The organism is Streptomyces narbonensis (assembly GCF_014649015.1).
GTDB lineage: Bacteria > Actinomycetota > Actinomycetes > Streptomycetales > Streptomycetaceae > Streptomyces > Streptomyces narbonensis.
This window is the reverse complement of record NZ_BMSF01000009.1, coordinates 321,579-346,461: the sequence shown is the minus strand read 5'-3', so window position 1 is coordinate 346,461 and position 24,883 is coordinate 321,579. Positions and strand designations below refer to the sequence as shown.

The following is a 24,883-nucleotide window of genomic DNA, read 5'->3' as shown; positions in this document are numbered from 1 at the left end:
CTCTACGGGTCAGTTGCCGACGCGGCGGCGGACGTCCTGGAAGGCGGTGTAGTTGGCGATCAGCTCGATCTGCCCGGGCGGAGCCATCGTGACGGCCTCGTCGAGCGTCTCGCAGACGCGGAAGTCCACGCCCGCGACCTCCAGGCGGACCGCCAGGTCGAGCCGGCGGTCGCCGATCACCATGATCGGGTGGCCCGCGAGCCGCCCGTAGTCCACGTCCCACAGCCAGGAGGTGTCCGTGCCGTCGGCGCCGCGGGCGTTGACGGAGAGGATCACCGGGGTGGGCGGCGCGTCGATCAGGGAGAACGTCTCCAGCCAGCCGGCCGGGTTCTTCGCGAGCAGGAGTCGCAGGTCGCGGCCCTGGAAGGAGACGACGTCGTAGCGTCCCGCGACGGCCTGCACCTGGTACATGCGCTCCAGGGCGACCTGCGGCGGTACGCCGAAGACGGCGGCGACGGCGGCCGAGGTGGCGGCGTTGGCCTTGTTGGCGCGGCCGGGCAGCTGGAGCCGGATCGGCCAGGCCGAACCGTGCGGGTCTAGCACGTGGTCGCCGTTGAGCGCCCAGCTCGGCGCGGGACGGCGGAAGCCGCACTCGCCGCAGAACCAGTCGTCGCCCGGACGCTGCATCACGCCACCGCAGGAGGGGCACGACCAGGCGTCGTCCTTCCACTCCTGGCCGGCGGCCACCCACACCACGTTGGGGGAGGAGGAGGCGGCCCACACGATGAGCGGGTCGTCGGCGTTGGCGACGACGACGGCCTTCGTGCCGTTGAGGCCCTCGCGCCACTTCTCGGCGAGCATGCGGGTCTCGGCGGCGCGGTCGAGCTGGTCGCGCGAGAGGTTGAGCAGCGCGATGACCTTGGGCGTGGTGTCACGGGCGACGCCGGCGAGGTACTTCTCGTCGACCTCGATGACGCCGTACTTGGAGTCCGAGCCGCCGGCCAGCGCCGAGGTGATGCCCGCGGGCATGTTGGCGCCGAGGGCGTTCGAGACCACGGGGCCGGCGGCGCGCAGGGCCTCCGCGATCAGCCGGGTCGTCGTCGTCTTGCCGTTGGTCGCCGACACCAGGACGACGTCCAGATGCTGAGCGAGCCGGCCGAGGAGGTCCGGGTCGAGCTTGAGCGCGACCTTGCCGCCGATCACCGATCCGCTGCCGCGCCCCGCCGCCCGCGACACCGCGGCCGCGGCCCTGCCCGCCGTCACGGCCAGCTTGGCACGCGGCGACAGCGGCTCTGGATTACCGGGGTGTCCTGACATCGTTCCTGTTCCTCCTTGCGTCGGTCCGGGCTCAGCCTATCGAGATCAGGCCAGCAGCCCGAACAGCGGCACCGTGAGAGGCCGCGCGAAACAGCCTGGTCACGGCGGACCGTACCCTTACGGCCATGCGAAACCGTCCCATCCCCGGCAGTTCCGGCCTCGTGCGAGAGATGACTCTGCTCGGCGACCCCGTCCTGCACACGCCCTGCGCGCCCGTCACCGACTTCGGCCCCGAACTGGCCCGGCTCGTCGAGGACATGTTCGCGACGATGTACGCGGCGAACGGCGTGGGACTGGCGGCCAACCAGGTCGGTGTGGGCCTGCGGGTCTTCGTGTACGACTGCCCCGACGACGAGGACACGCGTCACCTGGGCCATGTGGTGAACCCGACGCTGGTGGAGGCGGACGGCGACGAGATACGGGGCCCGGAGGGCTGTCTCTCGCTGCCGGGCCTGGAGGCGCCGACGACGCGTTTCGACCGCGCGGTGGTGGAGGGCGTCCGGCTGGACGGCACTCCGGTACGGATCGAGGGCACGGGCTTCTTCGCCCGCTGCCTCCAGCACGAGACGGACCACCTGGCCGGCGGGGTCTACGCCGACCACGTGACGGGGTGGCGCAAGTCACGTCTGCTGCGGACGATCCGCAAGCGGCCGTGGGGTGGCGGCGCTTCCGTGCTGGAGGGCTGAGGGTCCGGTCAGAACCCCGGCCCGCCGGGGCGGTCGTCGGCCATCGCGAGCCGGCCCCACAGGAGGTCGGCCAGGCTGCTGACCAGGTCGGCGCGGGAGCAGGGACGCTCGCCGAGCCACCAGTCGCCGGCCGCGTGCATCATCCCGACGATGCCGTGGCCCCAGATCCGGGCCTGGACGTCGGCGGCGGGTCCCAGGTCGACGCGCTCGGCGATGACCTGGCCGAGCTCCTCGCCCATGCGGCGCAGCAGCGGGGCCGAATGGCGGCCGACGTCGAAGCCCTGCTCCGACTGGTGCGACTCCTCCGCCGGGTGCATGAGGAAGCGGTAGACCTGGGGCATCGCCTCGATCGAGGCCAGGTAGGTGTCGAGGGTGGCCTCGACGCGGCGGCGCCGGTCGGAGGGGGCGTCGAGCGCGCTCCGGAGCGCCGAGAGCAGCGCGTCCGTGTGGCGGGTGGCGAGGGCGCGGTAGAGGCCGCCCTTGTCGCCGAAGTGCCGGTAGAGGATCGGCTTGGTGATGCCGGCCTCCGCCGCGATGGCGTTCATGGACGCCTTGGGCCCGTCCCGGAGCACCACCCGGTCCGCCGCCTCCAGCAGTTCGCGCCGTCGCTGTTCCGCGGGCTTCTGCTGGTCGGTGGTCCGGTGTGTGATGTCCATAAGCGTGTCTCCCCGCCCGTGCGATTCCGTGAGGCTGTCGCAACGTAACACCCGCCCGGCACCCGGTGCCGGGCGGCCCGAAGTGCTCCGCCGCAGGTTGACAGCCCGTACCCGCCGGTAACACACTGCTGTTACCGCAAGTAACGTACTGCTGGGAGGGAACTATGGCCGAGTTCACGCTCGAACTCAACGACGACCAGAAGCAGGTCCGCGACTGGCTGCACGGTTTCGCCGCCGATGTGATGCGTCCGGCCGCCGCCGAGTGGGACGAGCGTGAGGAGACCCCCTGGCCGATCATCCAGGAAGCCGCCAAGCTCGGAATCTACTCCCTCGACTTCTACGCCCAGCAGTTCTTCGACCCGACCGGCCTCGGCGTCCCGATGACCATGGAGGAGCTCTTCTGGGGCGACGCGGGCATCGCCCTGTCCATCGTCGGCACGGGCCTGGCCGCCGTCGGCGTCCTCGCCAACGGCACCGAGGAGCAGATCGGCACCTGGGTCCCGCAGATGTACGGCGACGCGAACGACGTGAAGGTCGCCGCCTTCTGCTCCTCCGAGCCCGACGCCGGCTCCGACGTCGCCGCCATGCGCACCCGGGCCGTGTACGACGAGGCCAAGGACGAGTGGGTCCTCAACGGCACCAAGACCTGGGCGACCAACGGCGGCATCGCCAACGTCCACGTCGTCGTCGCCGTCGTGGACGCCGAGCTCGGCTCGCGCGGCCACGCCTCCTTCATCGTGCCGCCGAACACCCCCGGCCTCTCGCAGGGCCAGAAGTTCCAGAAGCACGGCATCCGCGCCTCGCACACCGCCGAGGTCGTCCTGGAGGACGTCCGCGTCCCCGGCCACTGCCTCCTCGGCGGCAAGGACAAGCTCGACGAGCGCCTCGCCCGGGCCCGCGAGAAGGCGAAGGCGGGCGGCGGCGAGCGGGTGAAGAACGCGGCCATGGCCACCTTCGAGGCCTCCCGCCCGGCGGTCGGCGCCATGGCCGTCGGCACCGCCCGCGCCGCGTACGAGGTCGCCCTCGACTACGCGAAGACCCGCGTGCAGTTCGGCCGCCCGATCATCGAGAACCAGGGCGTCGCCTTCCAGCTCGCCGACATGCGCACCCAGATCGACGCGGCCCGGCTCCTCGTCTGGCGCGCCTCCTGGATGGCGACCGCCGGCAAGCCCTTCACCTCGGCCGAGGGCTCCATGTCCAAGCTGTACGCGAGCGAGGTCGCCAAGCAGGTCACCGGCCAGGCCATCCAGATCCTGGGCGGCAACGGCTACACCCGCGAGTACCCCGTGGAGCGGATGCACCGCGACGCGGCCATCTACACCATCTTCGAGGGCACCAGCGAGATCCAGCGGATGGTCATCAGCCGCGCGCTCGCGAAGTAGTCGGCGCCGGGGGCGGGGGGCACTGGACACCCCGCCCCCCGGACGTCTCACACGAGACAGAACTCGTTTCCCTCCGGGTCCTGGAGCACCACCGCGTAGTAGTCCATGCCGTTCGGCTCGTCCATCGCGTACAGGATCGTGGCGCCCAGCGCCGTCAGGCGGGCCACCTCGCCGTCCACCCGCTTCCGGCGCACCGCGAGCGGGACCTCACGGCCGCCGCCGACCTTGAGGTCGAGATGGACGCGGTTCTTGACGGTCTTGGGCTCCGGGACCCGCTGGAACCAGATGCGGGGGCCCACGCCCTCCGGGTCCACGATGGACTCGGGCAGCTCGCCCGCGTCCTCGCCCAGCTCGTCCTCGGGCACGCCGATCGCCCGCCAGTACTCCCGCCAGGAGGCGTGTCCGGCGGGCGGCGGGTCGGGGACGTACCGCAGGGCGTCCAGCCAGAAGGGCACGAGCCGCTGGGGGTCCGCGCAGTCGATCGTCAGTTGCAGGGTGAGCTCGGGGCGGTCCATGGCACGAGCCTCGCAGACGCCACCGACAGCCGCCCGGGCCGGTCCAACCAGCCCTATTCGGACGGGTGTTCAGACCGGTCTTCTCGTGGGTCACCGACTGGGGGAGAATCGCCCCGCCGGTGACGAATCGAGGGGGAACCGATCATGGCCACCACCACACGGGCCGAAGCGCCCGCACTCGCGGGAAATCCGCTGCTCGGCTCCCTGCTCGACCTCAAGAGCGACTCGCTGGGCACCTTCCTGCGCGCGCAGCGCGAACAGGGCGACGTCGTCCGGATCACCGCAGGGCCGCCCGGGCTGCGCGCCACCGTCTACTGCGTCTTCTCCGCCGAGGGCGTCCAGCAGGTCCTCGCCGGCCAGTCGGCCAACTTCCGCAAGGACAACGCCTTCTACCAGGAGATCCGGGAGTCCTTCGGCAACGGCCTGCTCACCAGCCAGGACGAGGACTACCTGCGCCAGCGCCGGCTCGTCCAGCCCCTCTTCACCAAGCGCCGCGTCGACGGCTACGCCGCGGCCATCGCCGCCGAGGTCACCGCCCTCACCGAGGAGTGGCAGGAGGACGGGCCCTTCACCGTCGACGTCCTGGAGGGGATGACCCGGCTGGCGCTCCGCGCCGTCGCCCGCGTCCTCTTCGGCACCGACGTCGACACGGCCGTCGAGGTCGTCGAGCGCTGCTTCCCCGAGGTCGGTGCCTACGTCTCGCGCCGCGGCTACTCGCCGCTCAAGACCCCACGCGACTGGCCCACCCCCGGCAACCGCCGGGCCGCCGCCGTCCACCAGGCGCTGTACGAGGTCTGCGACCGGATCATCGCCGACCGCCGGGAGTCCGGCCAAGCCCCCGGCGACGGGCAGGACCTCCTCACGCTCCTCGCCGAGGCCGAGAGCGCCGAGGACGGCAGCTTCAGCGCCACCGAGCTGCGCGAGCAGGTCCTCGTCTTCCTCGTCGCCGGCCACGAGACGACCGCGACCTCCCTCGGCTTCGCCCTCCACCTGCTCGGCCTGCACCCGGAGTTCCAGAAGAGGGCCCACGAGGAGGTCGACCGGGTGCTCGCGGGCCGTACCCCCGGCGCCGCCGACCTGGACTCCCTGCCGTACGTCACGCAGGTCCTCAAGGAGGCCATGCGGCTCTTCCCGGCCGCGCCCGCCATCGGCCGCCGCGCCGTGGCCGCCACCGAGATCGACGGCGTCACCGTCCCGGCCGGCGCGGACGTCATCGTGGCCTCCTGGGTCACCCACCGCCACCCCGCCTACTGGGAGGACCCGGAGCGCTTCGACCCCGACCGCTTCACGCCCGAGGCGGAGGCCGCCCGCCCCCGGTACGCCTGGTTCCCCTTCGGCGGCGGCCCGCGCGCCTGCATCGGCCAGCACTTCTCGATGCTGGAGTCGGTGATCGCCCTGGCGATGCTCCTCCAGAAGTACGAGTTCGAGGCCGTCGACACCGAGGTCCCGGTCGTCCCCGCCATCACCCTCCAGGCGGCGGGCCCGGCCCGCTGCCGGCTCCGCCCCCGCACCACCTGACCGGCCCGGGAACGGGAGAGCCCCCGGCCACCGTCTCTCGACGGCACCGGGGGCCACGGCGGCCCGCCTCGGACGAGCGGCGCCTCGGACGAGCTGTGCCTCAGGCGAGCTGCGCCTCGATCGCCGAGACGACCTCCGCGGCCTCCGGCTCGGTGCGCGGACGGAAGCGGGTGACCCCGCCGTCCTTGCCGACGAGGAACTTCTCGAAGTTCCACTGCACGTCGCCGGCCTCGCCCTCGGCGTCCGCGACCTTGGTCAGCTCCGTGTACAGCGGGTGCCGGCCCTCGCCGTTGACGTCCGTCTTCTCCAGGAGCGGGAAGGACACCCCGTACGTCGCCGAGCAGAAGGTCTGGATCTCGTCCGCACTGCCCGGCTCCTGGCCCGCGAACTGGTTGCAGGGCACGCCGAGCACGGTGAAGCCGCGCTCCCCGTACTCCTTCTGCAGCCGCTCCAGACCCGCGTACTGCGGGGTCAGACCGCACTTCGAGGCCACGTTCACGACGAGGACCGCGCGGTCCCGGTAGTCGGCGAGGGAGACGGCCTCCCCGGTCAGGGTCTTCAGGGGGATGTCGTACAGGCTCATGGACCGCTCCTGGTCGAAATGGGGTTTGATCTCGGCATGGGTGAAGAACGACTGGCGATCGCGATCGATTCCACGACGGAGGAAGAGCCCCGCCGCGTGTGCTGTCGGCTCTGCGGCCGGCCCCTCACCGGCGCGGACTCCCGCCGCACCGGCCTCGGCCCGACCTGCGACGCCAAACTCCATCCGCCGGGCCCCGACATCCGCTCCCGCCGCCACGAGGTCGTCCAGGACACCCTCCCGGGCATCGACGACGGACCGTAGCCCAGGGCCTGCGGCCACGGGAACCCGGTGACGGTACCAGGCGACAAAACGATGGCCCAGGCAAATTCGCGTCGGCACAGTGATCACCGATGAGATCGAAACCCGAGCCACCGGAGTCCTGACATGTCGACCCTGCGCGTCACCGCCGAAGTCCTGACCGTCCACCCCCACCCCAACGCCGACGCCCTGGAACTCGCCCAGGTCGGCCTCTACCGCGCAGTCGTCGCCAAGGGCGCCTACCGCACCGGCGACGCGGCCCTCTACATACCGGAGCAGGCCGTCCTGCCCGCCGCCCTCGTCGACGAGCTCGGGCTGACCGGCCGCCTGGCAGGGAAGGACTCCGACCGGGTCAGGGCCGTACGACTGCGCGGAGAGCTGTCGCAGGGCATCGTCTGCCGCCCCGGCGCGCTCGCCGGCACCGACCTGGAGCGCGCCGCGGCCGAGCGCACGGACTTCGCGGAGACCCTCGGCATCACCAAATGGGTCCCACCGATCCCGACCACCATGAACGGCGACGTGGAGCATGCCCCCGACCTGCTGCCCTGGGTCGACATCGAGAACCTCCAGCGCTACCCCGACATCTTCGAGCCCGGCGAGCCCGTCGTCCTGACGGAGAAGCTCCACGGCACGGCCTGCCTGCTGACCTGGCACGCCGAGGACGGGCGCGTCCAGGTCTCCTCCAAGGGGTACGGGGCGAAGGGACTCGCCCTCCAGGAGGACCCGCGCAACCTGTACTGGCGCGCCGTCCACGCGCACGGACTGCCCGCCGTCGCGGAGCGGCTCGCCGGACGCCTCGGCGCCCGCCGGATCGGCTTCTTCGGCGAGGTCTACGGAGCCGGGGTGCAGGACCTCACGTACGGCGCCGACGGCCGCTCCCAGACCGTCGGATACGCCCTCTTCGACGTATCGGCCGAGATCGACGGCGAGGTCCGCTGGCTGAACCCCGCCGAGGTCCTCGCACCCGGCGAGGTGCCGCTCGTCCCGAGCCTCTACACCGGCCCGTACGACCTGGACACGGTCCTCGCGCACGCCAGCGGCCGGGAGACCGTCTCCGGTCGGGACGCGCACCTGCGGGAGGGCGTCGTCATCCGCCCGGCCACCGAGCGCTACAGCCCGGTCGTCGGCGGCCGGGCCATCGCCAAGGCGGTCAGCCCGGCCTACCTGACCCGCAAGGGCGGCACGGAGTACGAGTGACCGCCCGGGGCGCCCCTCACAGTTTGCGGAACAGGCCCTCCTGGACCACCGACACGAGGAGGCGCCCCTCCAGGTCGTAGATGCGGCCGCGCGCGAGCCCCCGGCCGCCCGTCGCGATCGGGGACTCCTGGTCGTACAGGAACCACTCGTCGGCGCGGAACGGCCGGTGGAACCACATCGCGTGGTCCAGGGACGCCATGTCGAACCCGCGCGGACCCCACAGCGGCTCCACGGGGATCCGGACGGCGTCCAGGAGCGTCATGTCCGAGGCGTACGTCAGGGCGCAGGTGTGGACCAGCGGGTCGTCGCCCAGCGGCCCCACGGCCCGCATCCACACCGCCGAGCGCGGGTCCGCGCCCTTGACCTCGTCCTGGGTCCAGCGCAGCCGGTCCACGTAGCGGATGTCGAAGGGCTGGCGGCGGGCCATCCGCTCCAGCGCCTCCGGGAGCGCGCCCAGGTGCTCGCGGATCTCGTCCGCGAGGTTCGGCAGGCTCTCCGGGTCGGTCAGGTGCCGCGGCGGCAGCTGGTGCTCGAAGCCCGCCTCCTCCGGTTTGTGGAAGGAGGCCGTCAGATTGAAGATCGTCCGCCCCTCCTGGATCGCCGTGACCCGGCGGGTCGTGAACGACCGGCCGTCCCGCACCCGCTCCACCTGGTACACGATCGGCACCCCGGGCCGGCCCGGCCGCAGGAAGTAGGCGTGCAGCGAGTGCACCGGCCGGTCGCCCTCGGTGGTGCGGCCGGCCGCGACGAGGGCCTGCCCGGCGACCTGCCCGCCGAAGACCCGTTGCAGCGACTCCTGCGGGCTGCGCCCACGGAAGATGTCGACCTCGATCCGCTCCAGGTCGAGCAGATCGACGAGCCTCTCGGCGGGACTGGTCACCGTCACTTCTCCTTAGAGCTGTCCGACGGACGTCACGCGCACGACCGCACGGCCCTCCTCGTCGGAGGCCGCGAGATCCACCTCCGCGCTGACGCCCCAGTCATGGTCGCCGTTCGGGTCGGCGAAGGTCTGCCGGACGCGCCACAGACCGTGGGCCGCGTCCTCCTCGATGGCGAGCAGCTTCGGGCCGCGCGCGTCCGGGCCCGTACCGAGGTCGTCGTACTCGTCCCAGTACGCGTCCATCGCCTCGCCCCACGCGTCCGCGTCCCAGCCGGCCTCCGCGTCCAGCTCGCCCAGCGCGTCCACGTTGTCCAGCGCCGCCAGCTCCACCCGGCGGAACATCGCGTTGCGCACGAGGACCCGGAAGGCACGCGCGTTCGCCGTGACCGGCTTGACCTGGTCGGCCTTCTCCTGGGCCTCCTCGGCCGTCTGGACCTCCGGGTTCGCCAGCTGCTCCCACTCGTCGAGCAGGGACGAGTCCACCTGCCGCACCATCTCGCCCAGCCAGGCGATCAGGTCCTCCAGGTCCTCGGTCTTCAAGTCGTCCGGGATGGTGTGGTCGAGCGCCTTGTACGCGCTCGCGAGGTAGCGCAGCACGATGCCCTCGGTCCGCGCCAGCTCGTACCAGGACGTGAACTCCGTGAAGGTCATGGCCCGTTCGTACATGTCACGGATGACCGACTTCGGCGAGACCGGGTGGTCACCGACCCACGGGTGGGACTTCCGGTAGACGTCGTACGCGTGCCAGAGCAGCTCCTCCAGCGGCTTCGGGTACGAGATCTCCTGGAGCCGCTCCATCCGCTCCTCGTACTCGACGCCGTCGCGCTTCATCTGCCCGACGGCCTCGCCACGCGCCTTGTTCTGCATCGCCGCGAGGATCTGGCGCGGGTCGTCGAGCGTCGACTCGACCACCGACACCATGTCGAGGGCGTACGAAGGGGACTCCGGGTCCAGCAGGTCGAAGGCGGCGAGCGCGAACGTCGACAGCGGCTGGTTCAGCGCGAAGTCCTGCTGGAGGTCGACCGTCAGCCGGATCGTGCGGCCCTCGGCGTCCGGTGTGTCCAGCTGTTCCACCACTCCGCCGTCGAGCAGCGAGCGGTAGATCGCGATGGCCCGGCGGATGTGCCGCAGCTGCGCCTTGCGCGGCTCGTGGTTGTCCTCCAGGAGCTTGCGCATCGCGTCGAAGGCGTTGCCCGGCCGGGCGATCACCGAGAGCAGCATGATGTTGGTGACCTTGAAGCGCGAGGTCAGCGGCTCCGGCTCGGAGCCGATCAGCTTCTCGAAGGTGGTGTCGCTCCAGGCGACGAAACCCTCCGGAGCCTTCTTGCGGACCACTTTGCGACGCTTCTTCGGGTCGTCGCCGGCCTTCGCGAGCGCCTTCTCGTTCTCGATGACGTGCTCGGGCGCCTGCGCGACCACGTAACCCGCGGTGTCGAAGCCGGCCCGCCCGGCCCGGCCCGCGATCTGGTGGAACTCGCGGGCCCGCAGGGTGCGCACCCGGCTGCCGTCGTACTTCGTCAGCGCCGTGAACAGCACCGTACGGATGGGCACGTTGACGCCGACGCCCAGTGTGTCCGTCCCGCAGATCACCTTCAGCAGACCGGCCTGGGCCAGCTTCTCGACGAGCCGCCGGTACTTGGGCAGCATGCCCGCGTGGTGCACGCCGATGCCGTGGCGCACGTACCGCGAGAGGTTCTGCCCGAACTTGGTGGTGAAGCGGAAGTTGCCGATCAGCTCGGCGATCCTGTCCTTCTCCTCGCGCGTGCACATGTTGATGCTCATGAGCGACTGCGCCCGCTCGACGGCCTGCGCCTGCGTGAAGTGGACGATGTAGACCGGGGCCTGCTTCGTCTCCAGGAGCTCCGTCAGGGTGTCCGTGATCGGCGTCAGCTCGTACTCGTACGACAGCGGTACCGGCCGCGTCGCCGAGCGGACCACGGAGGTCGGCCGCCCGGTCCGCCGCGTCAGGTCCTTCTCGAACATCGACACGTCGCCGAGCGTCGCCGACATCAGGACGAACTGTGCCTGCGGCAGTTCGAGGATCGGGATCTGCCAGGCCCAGCCGCGGTCCGCCTCGGCGTAGAAGTGGAACTCGTCCATGACGACCTGGCCGATGTCGGCGTACTTGCCGTCCCGCAGCGCGATCGAGGCGAGGACCTCGGCGGTGCAGCAGATGACCGGCGCGTCCGCGTTCACGGACGCGTCGCCGGTGAGCATGCCGACGTTCTCCGTGCCGAAGATCTTGCACAGGTCGAAGAACTTCTCCGACACCAGCGCCTTGATCGGCGCCGTGTAGAAGGTGACCTGGTCGTTCGCCAGGGCCGTGAAGTGCGCGCCCGCCGCGACCAGCGACTTGCCCGAGCCGGTCGGGGTGGACAGGATCACGTTCGCCCCGGACACCACCTCGATCAGCGCCTCCTCCTGGGCCGGGTAGAGCGTGATGCCCCGGTCCTCGGCCCATGAGGAGAAGGCCTCGAAGAGGGCGTCGGGGTCGGCGGTCGGCGGAAGGCGATCGATAAGGGTCACGCCCCCATCTTGCCTGGATTCCGTTCGGATGAGGGAACCGGCCGGAGGCCTTCTTGATCACGGACGGTAGGCTCGTCCGTCGACCGGTCGTCAACTGAGCGCCGGCGCACGAGAAACGGGGGCGGCAGCGACCATGATGGGACCGGCGCACTCACTGTCCGGAGCAGCGGCCTGGCTGGGTGTCGGAGCGGCCGCCGCCGCCTTCGACCACCCGATGCCGTGGCCCGTCCTCCTGGTCGGCGCGCTCATCTGCGCGGGCGCCGCCCTCGCCCCCGACCTCGACCACAAGTCGGCGACGATCTCCCGTGCCTTCGGGCCGGTCTCCAAGCTCCTCTGCGAGATCGTCGACAAGCTCTCGTACGCCGTCTACAAGGCCACCCGCTCCTCCGCCGACCCCCGCAGGTCCGGCGGCCACCGGACGCTCACCCACACCTGGCTCTGGGCCGTCCTGATCGGCGCCGGAGCCTCCGCCGCGGCGGTCACCGGCGGCCGGTGGGCGGTCCTGGCCATCCTCTTCGTCCACCTGGTCCTGGCCGTGGAAGGGCTGCTGTGGCGGGCCGCCCGGATGTCCAGCGACGTCCTGGTCTGGCTGCTCGGCGCCACCAGCGCCTGGATCCTCGCAGGCGTTCTCGACAAGCCCGGGAACGGCTCGGACTGGTTCTTCACGGGCCCCGGCCAGGAGTACCTCTGGCTCGGCCTGCCGATCGTCCTCGGTGCCCTCGTCCACGACATCGGCGACGCCCTGACGGTCTCCGGCTGCCCGATCCTCTGGCCCATCCCGGTGGGCCGCAAGCGCTGGTACCCGATCGGTCCGCCGAAGGGGATGCGATTCCGGGCCGGCAGCTGGGTCGAGCTCAAGGTCCTGATGCCCGCCTTCATGCTGCTCGGCGGCGTCGGCGGGGCCTCGGCGCTCGGCTTCCTCTAGGGGGATTCCTGCCGATCAGGCAAGACGCCTCCTGGGACGCCGGGCAGGATTCCGTCAGGAGCCCGTCGGGGGGACCGGGACGCCCAGCGTCCGGACGAGCTGGGTCAGTTCCTCCTGGAAGAGCTTGTCCGGGCTCGCGGTCTGGCGCCGCAGGTGCCCGTACACCTCCAGGGTCGCCAGGCCGTGCAGATGCCCCCAGACGCGCAGGGCCAGCGCGACGGCGGCCGGCGGCAGCTCGGGGAAGGCCGGGCGCACCTTGTCGAGGAGCCCGGCGTCGAAGTCGGACCAGGTGAAGGCGGAGTCCCGGTAGAGGGGTTCGGCGTACGGCCAGGCCGCCGCGGCGAGCCCCGTGAGGCCGGTGCACACCCGGCGGGCCGCGTCCGGGGCGGGTCCGCCCTCCGGTGCCACGTAGCCGGGGACGGGGTCGCCGTAGATGAGCCGGAAGCCCTCGGGGTTGGCCAGGGCCCAGGCGCGGAAGGCGCGGGACCAGGCCAGGATCCGGGCGGCCGGGTCGTCGGCGGGGGCGTTCGCCCAGGCCGCGTCCACGGCGTCGGCCAGGGCCGAGTACACGTCGTCGATGAGCGTGGTGACCAGGTCGTCGCGCGTGGGGAAGTATCCGTAGATCGCGTTGGCCGTCATGCCCATCTCGCGGGCGATGGCCCGCAGCGTGATCGCGTCGGGCCCGCCGGAGGCCATCAGCCGCAGGGCCGTGTCCTTGATCTCGGCCGTCGTCTCGGCCCGTAGCCGCTCACGGCGTCCGCGCGCGGCCGGCCGCGCCCCTGTCCGTGCTTCCGATGTCCCGGTCATCCGGCAACCCTACCGTCCGAGTGAGTGCCGTAGGGAAACTGCACGCCGTGAACTTCACGGCGTATAGTTTTCGCACGGCGTCACGTCAGTGGTGTCGTGGATGCGAACACAGGGGAGAGTCATGCGCATCGGAGTGATCGGAGCCACCGGCACCATCGGCAGCCGCGTCGTCACGGAGGCCCTCGAACGCGGGCACCACATCAGTGCCTTCGGCCGCGACACCACCGAGGCGGCGGCCGGCGAGACCCGCGAGAACATCACCTGGGCGAGCCTCGACGTCCTCGACCCCGCGGGCATCGCGGCCGTCCTGCCGGGGCTCGACGTCCTCATCAGCGCCTTCCAGCCCGGCAACGCCGCCCGCGACCTCGCCGACACCGTGCGGCGCTCCGTCGCCGACGCCGGCGTCTACGCCGCCGCGGCCCGCGCCCTGCTCAAGGCCCTGGAGAGCCACCCGAGGACCCGGCTCATCGTCGTCGGCGGCGCCGGCAGCCTGGAGATCGAGCCCGGACTGGTGCTCGCCGACGCCGAGGACCGGCTCCACGAGACCCTCGACTCCGTCGGTCTGCCCCGCGCCTACGCGGCGGCGGTACGCGGCCACCGGGACGCCCTGGACGTGCTGCGCACCTCCAACCGCCGCTGGACCTACTTCAGCCCCGCCGAGGACATCGCGCCCGGCGAGCGCACCGGCCGCTTCCGCCTCGGCGAGGACCAGCCGGTCCGGGACGCCGAGGGACGCAGCCGCGTCTCGGCGGAGGACGCCGCCGTGGCGCTGGTCGACGAGGCGGAACTGCCGCGCCACGTCCAGCGCCGGTTCACCATCGGGTACTGAGGCGCCTGACCCCGGCGCTCGGACAGCGCCGGGGTCAGGTCGGTGGTGGGTGCCGGTGGCCGGCCGGTCGGGCTTCCGGGGGCCGGTCGGCCGGGGATTCCGGGGTCGGGTCGGCGGGGTTCCCGGGGGCGGGTCGGCCGGGCTTCCGGGGTCGGGTCGGCCGGGCTGCCGGGGTCCGGCCGGCCGGGGGTTCCGGGGTCCGGCCGGTCGGGGTTCCCGGCCGTCGGTCAGCCGTGCCAGGACCGCCACAGCGCCGCGTAGGCGCCGTCCGCCGCCACCAGTTCGTCGTGGCTGCCCAGCTCGCTGATCCGGCCCGCCTCGACCACCGCGATCAGGTCGGCGTCGTGCGCGGTGTGCAGCCGGTGCGCGATGGCCACGACCGTCCGCCCGTCGAGGACCCGGGCGAGGGACCGCTCCAAGTGCCGGGCCGCCCTCGGGTCGAGCAGCGAGGTCGCCTCGTCCAGGACCAGCGTGTGCGGGTCCGCGAGGACGAGCCGGGCCAGCGCCACCTGCTGGGCCTGCGCCGGGGTGAGCGAACGGCCGCCCGAGCCGACCTCCGTGTCCAGGCCCTCGTCGAGGCCCCGGGCCCAGCCGTCCGCGTCCACCGCGGCCAGGGCCTCCCACAGGTCGGCGTCGGCGGCGCCGGTCCGGGCGAGCAGCAGATTGTCCCGGAGCGAGCCGACGAAGACGTGGTGCTCCTGATTGACCAGGGCCACGTGCTCCCGGACCCGCTCGGCGGGCATCCGCGCCAGCTCGGCGGCGCCGAGGGTGACCGAGCCCGCCCTCGGGGCGTAGATGCCCGCGAGGAGCCGGCCGAGCGTGGACTTGCCCGCGCCCGACGGTCCCACGAGCGCGAGGCGGGTGCCCGGCGCCACCTTCAGGGACACCTCGTGCAGCACGTCGACGCCCTCGCGGTAGCCGAACCGGACCTCGTCCGCCCGCACGGCCCGCCCGTCCGGGCGCACCTCGTGGTCGCCCGCGGCCGGTTCGATGTCCCTGACGCCGACCAGCCGGCCCAGCGAGACCTGCGCGACCTGGAGCTCGTCGTACCAGCGGAGCACGATGCCGATCGGGTCCACCAGCATCTGGGCGAGCAGCGCGCCCGTCGTCAGCTGGCCCACGTCGATCCAGCCCTGGAAGACGAAGACCCCGCCGAGGAGGAGGACACCGCACAGCACCGTCGTGTGCGTGAGTGTCACGACGGGGAAGAGCACCGACCGCAGGAAGAGGGTGTACCTCTCCCATGCGACCCACTCGGTGATGCGTTTGTCGGAGAGGGCGATCCGCCGCGCGCCGAGCCGGTGGGACTCCACGGTGCGGCCCGCGTCGACCGTCTCGGCCAGCGCGGCGGCCACCGCCGCGTACCCCGCGGACTCCGAGCGGTAGGCGGACGGCGCCCGCTTGAAGTACCAGCGGCAGCCGACGACGAGCACCGGCGCCGCGAGCAGCGCGGCGAGCGCGAGCGGGGGCGCGGTCACGGCGAGCCCGCCGAGCAGCAGCACCACCCACACGACGCCGATGGCCAGCTGGGGCACGGCCTCGCGCATCGCGTTGGCGAGCCGGTCGATGTCTGTGGTGATGCGCGAGAGCAGGTCGCCCGTCCCGGCCCGTTCGAGGACGCCGGGCGGCAGCCCCACGGAGCGGACGAGGAAGTCCTCGCGCAGATCCGCGAGCATCTCCTCGCCGAGCATCGCCCCGCGCAGCCGGACGAGCCGCACGAAGACCGTCTGGACGAGCAGCGCGACCGCGAAGAGCGCGGCCGTCCGCTCCAGATGGAGGTCGCGGGCACCGGCGCTCAGCTCGTCGACCACCGAACCGAGGAGGTACGGGCCGGCCATCGAGGCGATCACGGCGACCGCGTTCACCCCGATGAGCAGCGCGAACGCCCTGCGGTGACGGCGCAGCAGTTCCCGTACGTAGATCCGTACGGTCGGGCCGGCCGCGACGGGCAGCGTCGTCGCCGTCGTGGGGGCCGCCGGGTCGTACTCCGGCGGCGCCAGGCCGATCATGCCGTTTCCCCTTCCAGTGCTTCGAGTTCGTCGGTGTCGATGTCGGGGAGGCGGCCGTCCGCCGCGGCGAGCTCCTCGTCCGTCTCGCGGGTGACGACCGCGCGGTAGCGGGGCTCCTTCGCGAGCAGTTCACGGTGGGTGCCGACGGCGACCGCCTGCCCGTCGTGGACCAGGACCACGCGGTCGGCGCGGTCCAGGAGCAGCGGCGAGGAGGCCAGGACCACGGTGGTCCCTCCCTCGCGCAGCCGGGCGATCCCGTCCGCCACCCGGGACTCGGTGTGTGAATCGACCGCCGAGGTCGGCTCGTCCAGGACGAGCACCTCCGGGTCGGTCACCAGGGAGCGGGCGAGGGCGAGCCGCTGGCGCTGGCCGCCGGAGAGCGACCGGCCCCGCTCGGTGATCCGCGTCCGCATAGGGTCTCCGTCGGTGTCGACGGAGGCCTGGCCGAGCGCGTCGAGGACGTCTCCGCACTGGGCGGCGGCCAGCGCGTCCTCGGCCCGGACCGCGCCTGAGGAAGGCACGTCGAGGAGCTCCCGGAGCGTGCCCGAGAGCAGGACCGGGTCCTTGTCCTGGACGAGGATGGCCGTACGGGCGGCCGCCAGCGGCAGTTCGTCCAGCGGGACGCCGCCGAGCAGGACCGAGGTGTGCCCCTCGTCCTGGTCGGCCGGGTGTCCGCCGAGCCGGTCCGCGAGCCGTCCGGCCACGTCCGGGTCGCCGCAGACGACGGCGGTGAACCGGCCGGCCGGCGCGACGAGACCGGTCATCGGGTCATACAGATCGCCGGTCGCCTCCCGCTCCTCGCCCGCGGCACCGGTCGTGGTCGTTGTGCGGGTCAGGGCGAGGACCCGGGCGGCCCGCTTCGCCGACGGCCGGGAGAAGGAGAAGGCCATGGCGATCTCCTCGAAGTTCCGCATCGGATGGTGGGTGAGGGCCACGGCGCCGTAGACGGTGACGAGTTCGCCGACCGTGATCCGGCCGTCGAGCGCGAGCCGCGCGCCGTACGCCACGACGACGATGAGCAGGACGCCGGGCAGGAGGACCTGGATCGCGGCGATCAGCGCCCACATTCGCGCGCTGTGCACGGCGGCCCTGCGGACCTCCTGGGAGGCGGCGCGGTAGCGGCCGAGGAACAGCTCCTCGCCGCCGATGCCGCGCAGGACGCGGAGCCCGGCGACGGTGTCGGAGGCGAGTTCCGTCGCCCTGCCCGCCTTCTCGCGCTGGACGTCCGCCCGGCGCGTGGCGCGGGGGAGGAGCGGCAGCACCGCGAGGGCGAGGACGGGGACGCCGATCGCGACGACGACGCCCAGGGCCGGCTGGTAGACGACGAGGGCGACGCAGACGATCAGCAGGGAGAGCGCGGCGGCGGCGAACCGGGACAGCGCCTCGACGAACCAGCCGATCTTCTCGACGTCGCCCGTGGAGACGGAGACGACCTCGCCCGCGGCGACCCGCCGGGTCAGGACCGAACCCAGCTCGGCGGTCTTGCGGGACAGGAGCTGCTGGACCCGCGCGGCGGCGGTGATCCAGTTGGTGACGGCGACGCGGTGGAGCATCGTGTCGCCCACCGCGATGGCGAGGCCGCAGCCCACGAGCAGGCCCGCGGCGAGGCCGAGCCGTCCGCCGTCGCGGTCCACGACCGCCTGCACGGCGACGCCGACGCCGAGCGGCAGCCCGGCGATGCCGAGCTGGAGGAGCAGGCCCCAGAGGAGGGCCTTCACCTGCCCGCCGAGCTGGTTGCGGCCGAGCCAGAGGAGGAACCGGGAGCCCGAGCGGACGTCGGGGACCCCTGGGTCGGCGTAGGGAAGATCTCGAATCTGCATGGCGTCCCAGGGTCTCCGGGTCTGTCTGGGTGGGGGATCGCGCGCGCCGGGGGTGCGACGGCGGAGTGGAAACCGTGCAAGGTTCGCTTTTTCCCCAGGGAGCGGCAATCGATTTTCCCCAGGAGGGAACAGATCGCGCCATGTCCGCTCATCGCCCTCTGGACCGCCCCGTGGTGACCGCGCTTCACTTCCGCCCCATGAGATCACTCAAGATCATGAGCATGCTCAGCGGTCTGGTCCTGGCCGCCGGGGCGCTGCTCACCGCCCACCCGGCCGCCGCCGAAGGCCCGAACGGCCCGACGCCCCCGGCCGAGTTCACCGGCGACTGGCACGACCCGGTGACCGCCGGCCCGCCCGTCGAGACCCCCGGCACCCGCAGCTGCGAGGTCACCCTCGCCGCCGCGCAGTTCCGCGACTTCACGCCGTACCAGGGCCGATACACCCCGCCGAAGGAGTGCGGCACCCGCTGGAACAAGGTCGTCCTGCGGCTCGAAGGAAGCGTCAAGGGCCGCCAGTACGACCGCCTCGGTCACGTCTCCGTCGGCGGTGTGGAGATCCTCCGCACCTCCACCCCCCAGCCCTCGCCCGAGGGCATCACCTGGTCCGTCGAGAAGGACGTCACCCGCTACCGCGACATCCTCAGCCGCCCCCAGCCCGTCGAGATGCTCATCGGCAATGTCGTGAACGAGACGTACACCGGCGTCCTCGACGTCCGGGTCACCCTCACCTTCCACACCGCCGAGGGCCGTGTGAAACCCGCCTCCGGCACCCCCGACCGGGTCATCCCCCTCACCGGCCCCACCCTCACCACCCCGCGCAACACCGAACGGCTCCTCGCCGAGGTGTACGCCACCGGCTCCGGCGGCGGCTGCGAGGAGTACTGGTACCTCTCCGTCCCCGACACCGCCCCCTACTCCTGCCGGGCGACCGACGGCCCGCACCGCGAGGTCCGGATCGCCGTCGACGGCCGGCTCGCCGGCATCGCGGCGCCCTTCCCCACGGTCTGGACCGGCGGCTGGTCCAACCCCTTCCTCTGGTACGTCACCCCCGGCCCGCGTGCCTTCGACGTCCAGCCGGTCGTCTACGACCTCACGCCTTTCGCCGCCCTCCTCAACGACGGCCGCGCCCACCGCGTGGAGGTCTCCGTCGCCGGCGTCCCGGCCGGTCTGGGCGGCTGGTCCGTCCCCACCAACCTGCTGCTCTGGCAGGACGAGGGCAGCAGGGTCGTCACCGGCGGACTCGACCGGCACGAGGAGAGCGTCCCGCGCAACTCCTCCGTATACACGGCGGCCTCCGGGACCGCCCCGCACACCGTCGACACCGGGGCTGGGCACCGGCTCACCGTCGCCGGGCACCTGAACACCTCGCACGGCAGGATCGCCACCACCGTCGACCGGACCGTCGGCCACACCTCGGTCCACCGCTGGGGCGAGGGCGAGAACCCGGACGCGTTCACCGGACGCTGGACCGACGACGAGACCGTCACCATCGGTCGCACCGCCACCCACGTCCGGCGCGCCTACACCATGGACGGCGAGACGACGATCGGCGCGGGCGACCGGCTGCGGACGGTCCTCACTCTCGGGGACCGCGCCGACACCGTCGTCCTGCGCGACGGGCGGCGCCACTCCTGGTCGCGCCTGGACGACACCTACACCGGGGACGCGACCTACACCACCGGCGTGCCGCGAGACCAGCGGCACGCGGTCGGCACCGGCACCGAGCGGTACCGGCTGTACGGCTCCGGGGGCTGCTGGGACCGGAGCCTGACGACGGTTCAGGGGACGCTCACCGAGGACCGGCGGCGCTGCTGAACACGGCGGTGCCCGGCCCCCGCACTCGGGGACCGGGCACCGCGCGGATCGGCAGGGCCCGGGTCAGGGCCTGGCCGAGTCCACGCCCGGGCGGGCCTTCTGCCACTCGCCGCGCGTGAAGTCGGGGATCGCCTGCGGCGCGCCCTTCGCCTTGATCGAGGCGTGGCTCAACGGCACCGGAGCCGTCCACGTGGCGGCGTCGTACACGTCGAAGTCCGGGACGAGGCCCAGCTGCACGCACTGCATCAGCCGGTAGATCATGATGTAGTCCATGCCGCCGTGGCCGCCGGGCGGGTTGGCGTGCTCCTTCCACAGCCAGTGGTCGAACTCGGCCGCGTACGACGAGAAGTCGGCCCACTGGTCGTTCGTGTGGTCCGGCTCCAGGTAGATCCGGGCCGGGTAGTCCTCGAAGACGCCCTTCGTGCCGCCCAGGCTGTTGATGCGGCTGTACGGGTGCGGCGTGGAGACGTCGTGCTCCAGCCGGATGAGCCGCCCCTTGGCCGTCTGGACCATGCTGATCGTCCGGTCGCTCTCGATGTACGTCTCCTTCCAGCTCGGGTCGCCGGGCGGCATGTGCTCCGCGCGGTACTCGGCGAGACCGAGCGCCGGGGTGCCGAAGCTGCTGATGCTCACCACCCGGTCGCCCCGGTTGACGTCCATGTAGTTGGCGACGGGCCCGAAGCCGTGGTTGGGGTAGAGGTCGCCGCGCAGCCGTGTGTGCCACAGCCGGCGCCAGGGCCCCTCGTAGTAGGTCGGCGAGAACATCAGGCCGCGCAGGTCGTGGTTGTACGCCCCCGCGCCGTGCAGGAGTTGGCCGAACTTGCCGGCGTGCGCCATGCGCAGGACCCGCATCTCGTTCCGCCCGTAGCAGCAGTTCTCCAGCTGCATGCAGTGGCGGCGGGTCTTCTCCGAGAGGTCGACCAGCTCCCAGAGCTCGGCGATCGTCATCGCGATCGGACACTCGACGCCGACGTGCTTGCCGTTCAGCATCGCCGCCTTGGCCATCGGGAAGTGCTGGTCCCAGGGGGTGGCCACGTACACGAAGTCGAGGTCGGAGCGGGCGCAGAGGTTCTCGTAGTCGTCCTCGCCCTTGGTGTAGACGGCGGGGGCGGGCTGACCGGCGGCGACCACCTTGGCGGCGGCCCGCTCGGCCTTCTCCCGCACCGGGTCGCAGACGGCCACCACCCGCACCCAGGGGAGCGCGAGGAAGAGGCCGATCATGCCGTTGCCCCGGTTGCCGAGGCCGACGATCCCGACACGGACCGTGGAACGGCCCTCGAAGGGGACCCCGGCCATGGTCTGTCCGCGACGCCGGGGCGCGGCCTCGGCGGCGGTCTCCGTCTTCGCCGCCGCCGTGGTCGCGGTGGCGGCGGACTCGGTGGCGGCCTGCGCTGCCGGGGCGCCGGCCGCGGCGATGCCGAGGCCTGCGCCGGCCGCGCCCGCGGTGGTCCTGAGGACCTTGCGACGGCTCGGGCTGGGCGGTACCTGCTCGTTCATGGAACCTCCAGGAGCTGTGTGCACGGCTGTTTCATGAATCCCGCACAGGACCCTGGCCCCGGTGACCGATGGTGCGCAAGGGCGCGGATAGGACTCTTGCGACGGGTAGTTGGACTTTACTGTTCCGGATATCGCACGGACTCGTACCCGACACCGTGCGATCACCCGAACATACGAAGGACCCCTCACCGGCCGGGGTGAGGGGTCCTGGGGGAACGGACTGACGAAGGGTCAGGGACGGGTCGCGCGCTCAAGGGCGAGCAGCACCGACTGGTACGTGCGGCCGGTGGCTCGGTCCATCCCGATCTCGCACATCCGGTTGGCCGACAGGTGCGCGTCGAAGGAGCGGGCCGTGACCTCGGCCGCCTCGCGCGCCGTCGCCGAGGCCGTCAGCTCCGGATGCAGCATCCCGCGGTCGCCCGCGAAGGCGCAGCAGCCCGCGTCGGTGGGGACGACGACCTCCTCGGCGCACGCCTCGGCGAGCCGGGTCAGCTGCTCCGCGTCGCCCAGGTGCCGCATGGAGCAGGTCGGATGGACCACCGCGGAGGCGACCCGGCGGCGCACGTCGAGCCGGGGGAGGAGCTCGTCCGCCGCCCAGACGAGGGAGTCGAGGACGGTGAGCTCGGCGTGCAGCTCGCGGTTGTCCGGGGTGAGGTACGGGACGACCTCGTGCGCGATGCCGAGCGTGCACGAGGAGGCGTCGACGACGAGGGGCAGCTTCCCGCCGGCCGTCCATCCCCAGGCGGCCTCGACGATCCGGTTGGCCATCACCTCGTTGCCCCGCTCGTACCCCTTGGAGTGCCAGATCGTGGCGCAGCAGGTTCCGGCCACGTCGTCGGGGATCCACACCGGCTTCCCGGCCCGCGCCGACACGGCGACGACGGCCTCCGGCAGCGAGGGGCCGCGGTGGCCCTCGGGCGCGCCGAAGATCCGGTTCACGCAGGCCGGGTAGTAGACGGCGACGGCCGCCGGGCGGTGGGTGCGGGGCAGCCGGCGCGCGGCGGCGCCGGGGATCTCGGGCAGCCACTCCGGTACGAGATCGGGCCGGACGGCCTTGCGGGCGAGGCCGGTCACTCGCTCCAGGACCCGGTCGCCGATCCGGTCGGCGGCCGCCACCGCGAGCCGCGCCGAGGCCTCCACCGCGCGGAAGTTCCGCGCGGCCAGGGCGGCGATCCGCTCCTCGCGCGGCGAGTGCCGCTCGTGCCGGAACTCCTTCATGAGCGCGCCCGTGTCGATCCCGACCGGGCACGCCAGCTTGCAGGTGGAGTCGCCGGCGCAGGTGTCGACGGCGTCGTAGCCGTAGGCCTCCAGGAGGCGGGCTTCCACGGAGGAGCCGTCCGGCTGGCGCATCATCTCCCGGCGCAGCACGATCCGCTGGCGCGGAGTGGTCGTCAGGTCGTGGCTGGGGCAGGTCGGTTCGCAGAAGCCGCACTCGATGCACGGGTCCGCGATCCGCTCCACGGACGGGATCGTCTTCAGGCCGCGCAGATGGGCCTGCGGGTCACGGTCGAGGACGATCCTGGGGGCGAGGACCCCGTCGGGGTCGATGAGCTCCTTGACCCGCCACATCAGCTCGGTCGCCTTCGTTCCCCACTCCAGCTCCAGGAACGGCGCGATGTTGCGTCCGGTGGCGTGCTCGGCCTTCAGGGAGCCGTCGAACCGCTCCACGGTCAGCTTGCAGAACTCGTCCATGAAGGTCGCGTACCGCTCGACGTCGGCCGGGTCGCCGGCGTCGAAGGCGAGGAGGAAGTGGAGGTTCCCGTGAGCCGCGTGGCCGGCGACCGCCGCGTCGAAGCCGTGCCGGGACTGGAGCTCCAGCAGCTCGGCGCAGGCCTCCGCGAGCCGAGCCGGCGGCACCGCGAAGTCCTCGGTGATCAGGGTCGTCCCCGAGGGCCGTGAGCCGCCGACGGCCGTCACGAAGGCCTTGCGGGCCTTCCAGTAGCCGCCGATCCGCTTCGGGTCCCGGGTGAAGGCGTTCTCCACGGACGGCACCGGGGCGACCAGGTCGAGCCCGGCCAGGACCTCGTCCGCCGCCCGCTCGTACGCCTCCCGCGCCGCCGCGTCCGGGGCCCGGAACTCGACCAGGAGCGCCGCCGTCGCCTTCGGCAGCTCCGCCCAGTCGGCGGGGACGCCCGCCACGCTGACCGAGGCCCGCAGGGTGTTGCCGTCCATCAGCTCGACGGCGAGCGCCCCGGCCTCGTTGAACAGCGGCACCGCCGCCGCGGCGGCCGGCAGGGAGGGGAAGAAGAGCAGGGCCGTGGAGACCTCGCGGTCCAGCGGGAGGGTGTCGAAGACGGTCTCGGCGATGAAGCCGAAGGTGCCCTCGGAGCCGACCATCAGACCCCGCAGGATCCGGACCGGGGTGGCGCCGTCCAGGAAGGCGTCGAGCCGGTAGCCGTTGGTGTTCTTGATGGCGTACTTGGCCCGGATCCGGGCCGTCAGCTCGGCGTCCGCCTCGATCTCGGCCTTGATCGCCAGGAGCCCGGCGCACAGCCGGGGCTCGGCGCGCGCGAGCTCCTCGTCCGCCGTTGGGTCCGCCGTGTCGACCACCGTCCCGGACGGCAGGACGAAGGTGAGCGAGGCCAGCGTCCGGTACGAGTTCCGGGTCGTCCCGGCGGTCATCCCCGAGGCGTTGTTGGCGACGACCCCGCCGAGCGTGCAGGCGATCGCGCTGGCCGGATCGGGCCCCAGGACCCGCCCGTGCGGCGCGAGTGCCGCATTGGCCCGGACGACCGTGGTGCCGGGCCGGATCCGCGCGCGGGCGCCGTCGTCGAGGACCTCGACGCCCGCCCAGTGGCGGCGGACGTCGACGAGGATGTCCTCGCCCTGCGCCTGCCCGTTGAGGCTGGTCCCGGCGGCCCGGAAGACGACCTCGCGGCCCTTGCCGTGCGCGTACGACAGGACGGCGGAGATGTCGTCGATGTCCTCCGCCACCACGACGACCTGCGGGACGAAGCGGTACGGGCTGGCGTCGGAGGCGTATCGGACCAGGTCGGAGAGGCCCGACAGGACCTTCTCCGCGCCGAGGAGCTCGGACAGCTCCTCGCGCAGCCGCCGCGGCGTGCCCCGCGACTGGAGCTCGGGGACCCGGTCCGGGGCCGGACTCCGCTTCGTACCCTTGCGGAGGGCCTGCGGGTTCGGCTCAAGCAGCGGCATGTCACGGCTCCCCTTCGGCGCGACCCCTGGGGATCAGCAGCCGCTCTCCGGGACCCGGTCGACCAGAGCGGACAGCAGACCTCCGAGCACATCGCGCTGATCGACGGTCAATGGAGCAAGGATGTCCTCTGCGGCCGCCCTGCGCGCGCTGCGCAGCTCCCGCAGCGTGGCGCGCCCCTCGTCGGTGAGCTCGATCCGGACCACGCGGCGGTTGCTCGGATCCGGGACCCGGCGCACCCGTCCGCCCGCCTCCAGGCCGTCGACGAGACTGGTCACGGCCCTCGGGACGACCTCCAGCCGGGCCGCGAGATCGGCCATCCGGGGAGGCTCCCCGAAGTGCGCGACCGTGCGCAGGAGCCGGGACTGCGCGGGGGTGATGCCGACCGGCTCCAGATGGTGCTTCTGGATGCGGTGCAGGCGCCGGGTGAGCCGCAGCAGCTGCTCGGCGAGGAGGCCGTCGGCATCGGTCCCGCTCGGCCGAGGGCTCCCGCTCGGCCGTTCGGTCCCGCTCAGGCGGTCGGAGGTGCTCATGCCGGGAACAATATCAGGACCATGTTCATTGTGAGTA

20 protein-coding genes are annotated in these 24,883 nt (G+C 72.5%); 8 read left to right on the top strand and 12 right to left on the bottom strand.

Features of this window, described 5'->3' with window-relative positions:
• Window positions 1-9: 9 nt before the first annotated feature.
• Window positions 10-1,257 carry a Mur ligase family protein gene (locus IE124_RS19755; RefSeq protein ID WP_189509135.1) on the bottom strand — a complete coding sequence of 416 codons (1,248 nt, stop codon included), beginning with the start codon at window positions 1,255-1,257 and terminating at the stop codon, window positions 10-12.
• A 125-nt stretch (window positions 1,258-1,382) separates the two neighbouring features.
• Here IE124_RS19755 and def point away from each other — a divergent pair, with 125 nt between their 5' ends.
• On the top strand, window positions 1,383-1,943 hold the full coding sequence (def, locus tag IE124_RS19750; RefSeq protein WP_189509134.1) for a peptide deformylase: 561 nt from the start codon (window positions 1,383-1,385) through the stop codon (window positions 1,941-1,943).
• A gap of 8 nt (window positions 1,944-1,951) precedes the next feature.
• Here the strand turns inward: def and IE124_RS19745 are convergent, their stop codons facing one another.
• Window positions 1,952-2,599 (bottom strand): TetR/AcrR family transcriptional regulator, encoded by a 648-nt coding sequence (locus IE124_RS19745; protein ID WP_189509133.1) that lies wholly within the window; start codon window positions 2,597-2,599, stop codon window positions 1,952-1,954.
• Window positions 2,600-2,763: 164 nt separating this feature from the next.
• Here IE124_RS19745 and IE124_RS19740 point away from each other — a divergent pair, with 164 nt between their 5' ends.
• Window positions 2,764-3,981, top strand: a complete 1,218-nt coding sequence (locus tag IE124_RS19740; protein WP_189509132.1) for an acyl-CoA dehydrogenase family protein — start codon at window positions 2,764-2,766, stop codon at window positions 3,979-3,981.
• A gap of 47 nt (window positions 3,982-4,028) precedes the next feature.
• Here IE124_RS19740 and IE124_RS19735 read toward each other — a convergent pair whose 3' ends face one another.
• Window positions 4,029-4,496: a VOC family protein gene (locus IE124_RS19735; RefSeq protein WP_189509131.1), complete on the bottom strand. Its 468-nt coding sequence runs from the start codon at window positions 4,494-4,496 to the stop codon at window positions 4,029-4,031.
• Window positions 4,497-4,640: 144 nt separating this feature from the next.
• Here IE124_RS19735 and IE124_RS19730 point away from each other — a divergent pair, with 144 nt between their 5' ends.
• Window positions 4,641-6,014 (top strand): cytochrome P450, encoded by a 1,374-nt coding sequence (locus tag IE124_RS19730; protein ID WP_189509130.1) that lies wholly within the window; start codon window positions 4,641-4,643, stop codon window positions 6,012-6,014.
• Between the two features lie 100 nt (window positions 6,015-6,114).
• Here IE124_RS19730 and IE124_RS19725 read toward each other — a convergent pair whose 3' ends face one another.
• The gene (locus IE124_RS19725; RefSeq protein WP_189509129.1) at window positions 6,115-6,597 is read right to left on the bottom strand and encodes a glutathione peroxidase; all 483 of its coding nucleotides are present in this window, start codon (window positions 6,595-6,597) and stop codon (window positions 6,115-6,117) included.
• Between the two features lie 36 nt (window positions 6,598-6,633).
• Between IE124_RS19725 and IE124_RS19720 the strand changes: the two genes are divergently transcribed.
• Complete coding sequence (locus IE124_RS19720) at window positions 6,634-6,858, top strand: DUF6011 domain-containing protein (RefSeq protein ID WP_189509128.1); 225 nt, start codon at window positions 6,634-6,636, stop codon at window positions 6,856-6,858.
• A 123-nt stretch (window positions 6,859-6,981) separates the two neighbouring features.
• The gene (locus IE124_RS19715) at window positions 6,982-8,052 is read left to right on the top strand and encodes an RNA ligase (ATP) (protein WP_189509127.1); all 1,071 of its coding nucleotides are present in this window, start codon (window positions 6,982-6,984) and stop codon (window positions 8,050-8,052) included.
• 16 nt (window positions 8,053-8,068) lie between these two features.
• Here IE124_RS19715 and IE124_RS19710 read toward each other — a convergent pair whose 3' ends face one another.
• Both IE124_RS19710 and IE124_RS19705 read right to left on the bottom strand, forming a co-directional pair.
• Window positions 8,069-8,932: an acyl-CoA thioesterase gene (locus tag IE124_RS19710; protein WP_189509126.1), complete on the bottom strand. Its 864-nt coding sequence runs from the start codon at window positions 8,930-8,932 to the stop codon at window positions 8,069-8,071.
• A gap of 12 nt (window positions 8,933-8,944) precedes the next feature.
• Entirely contained in the window at window positions 8,945-11,458 is a 2,514-nt protein-coding gene (locus tag IE124_RS19705; RefSeq protein ID WP_189509125.1) for a DEAD/DEAH box helicase, read from the bottom strand.
• Between the two features lie 133 nt (window positions 11,459-11,591).
• Here IE124_RS19705 and IE124_RS19700 point away from each other — a divergent pair, with 133 nt between their 5' ends.
• Window positions 11,592-12,383, top strand: coding sequence for a metal-dependent hydrolase (locus IE124_RS19700; protein ID WP_189509124.1), 792 nt, complete (start codon window positions 11,592-11,594; stop codon window positions 12,381-12,383).
• Between the two features lie 54 nt (window positions 12,384-12,437).
• On the opposite strand, the gene IE124_RS19695 is transcribed toward IE124_RS19700, so the two are convergent.
• Window positions 12,438-13,190, bottom strand: a complete 753-nt coding sequence (locus tag IE124_RS19695) for a TetR/AcrR family transcriptional regulator (RefSeq protein ID WP_189509123.1) — start codon at window positions 13,188-13,190, stop codon at window positions 12,438-12,440.
• 121 nt (window positions 13,191-13,311) lie between these two features.
• Here IE124_RS19695 and IE124_RS19690 point away from each other — a divergent pair, with 121 nt between their 5' ends.
• Window positions 13,312-14,019 carry an NAD(P)-dependent oxidoreductase gene (locus IE124_RS19690; protein WP_189509122.1) on the top strand — a complete coding sequence of 236 codons (708 nt, stop codon included), beginning with the start codon at window positions 13,312-13,314 and terminating at the stop codon, window positions 14,017-14,019.
• Between the two features lie 227 nt (window positions 14,020-14,246).
• On the opposite strand, the gene IE124_RS19685 is transcribed toward IE124_RS19690, so the two are convergent.
• Window positions 14,247-16,028, bottom strand: coding sequence for an ABC transporter ATP-binding protein (locus IE124_RS19685; protein WP_189509121.1), 1,782 nt, complete (start codon window positions 16,026-16,028; stop codon window positions 14,247-14,249).
• Window positions 16,025-17,848, bottom strand: a complete 1,824-nt coding sequence (locus tag IE124_RS19680; protein ID WP_189509120.1) for an ABC transporter transmembrane domain-containing protein — start codon at window positions 17,846-17,848, stop codon at window positions 16,025-16,027. Before IE124_RS19680 ends, IE124_RS19685 begins: the two co-directional genes overlap by 4 nt.
• 197 nt (window positions 17,849-18,045) lie before the next feature.
• Here IE124_RS19680 and IE124_RS19675 point away from each other — a divergent pair, with 197 nt between their 5' ends.
• Window positions 18,046-19,662, top strand: coding sequence for a peptide-N4-asparagine amidase (locus IE124_RS19675; protein WP_189509119.1), 1,617 nt, complete (start codon window positions 18,046-18,048; stop codon window positions 19,660-19,662).
• A gap of 63 nt (window positions 19,663-19,725) precedes the next feature.
• Here the strand turns inward: IE124_RS19675 and IE124_RS19670 are convergent, their stop codons facing one another.
• The 3 genes from IE124_RS19670 to IE124_RS19660 form a co-directional block, all read right to left on the bottom strand.
• A complete protein-coding gene (locus IE124_RS19670; protein WP_189509118.1) occupies window positions 19,726-21,159 on the bottom strand; it encodes a Gfo/Idh/MocA family protein in 1,434 nt (477 codons plus the stop codon).
• A gap of 231 nt (window positions 21,160-21,390) precedes the next feature.
• Entirely contained in the window at window positions 21,391-24,315 is a 2,925-nt protein-coding gene (locus IE124_RS19665) for an FAD-binding and (Fe-S)-binding domain-containing protein (protein WP_189509117.1), read from the bottom strand.
• Between the two features lie 33 nt (window positions 24,316-24,348).
• Window positions 24,349-24,846, bottom strand: coding sequence for a MarR family winged helix-turn-helix transcriptional regulator (locus IE124_RS19660; RefSeq protein ID WP_229832605.1), 498 nt, complete (start codon window positions 24,844-24,846; stop codon window positions 24,349-24,351).
• Window positions 24,847-24,883: the final 37 nt, after the last annotated feature.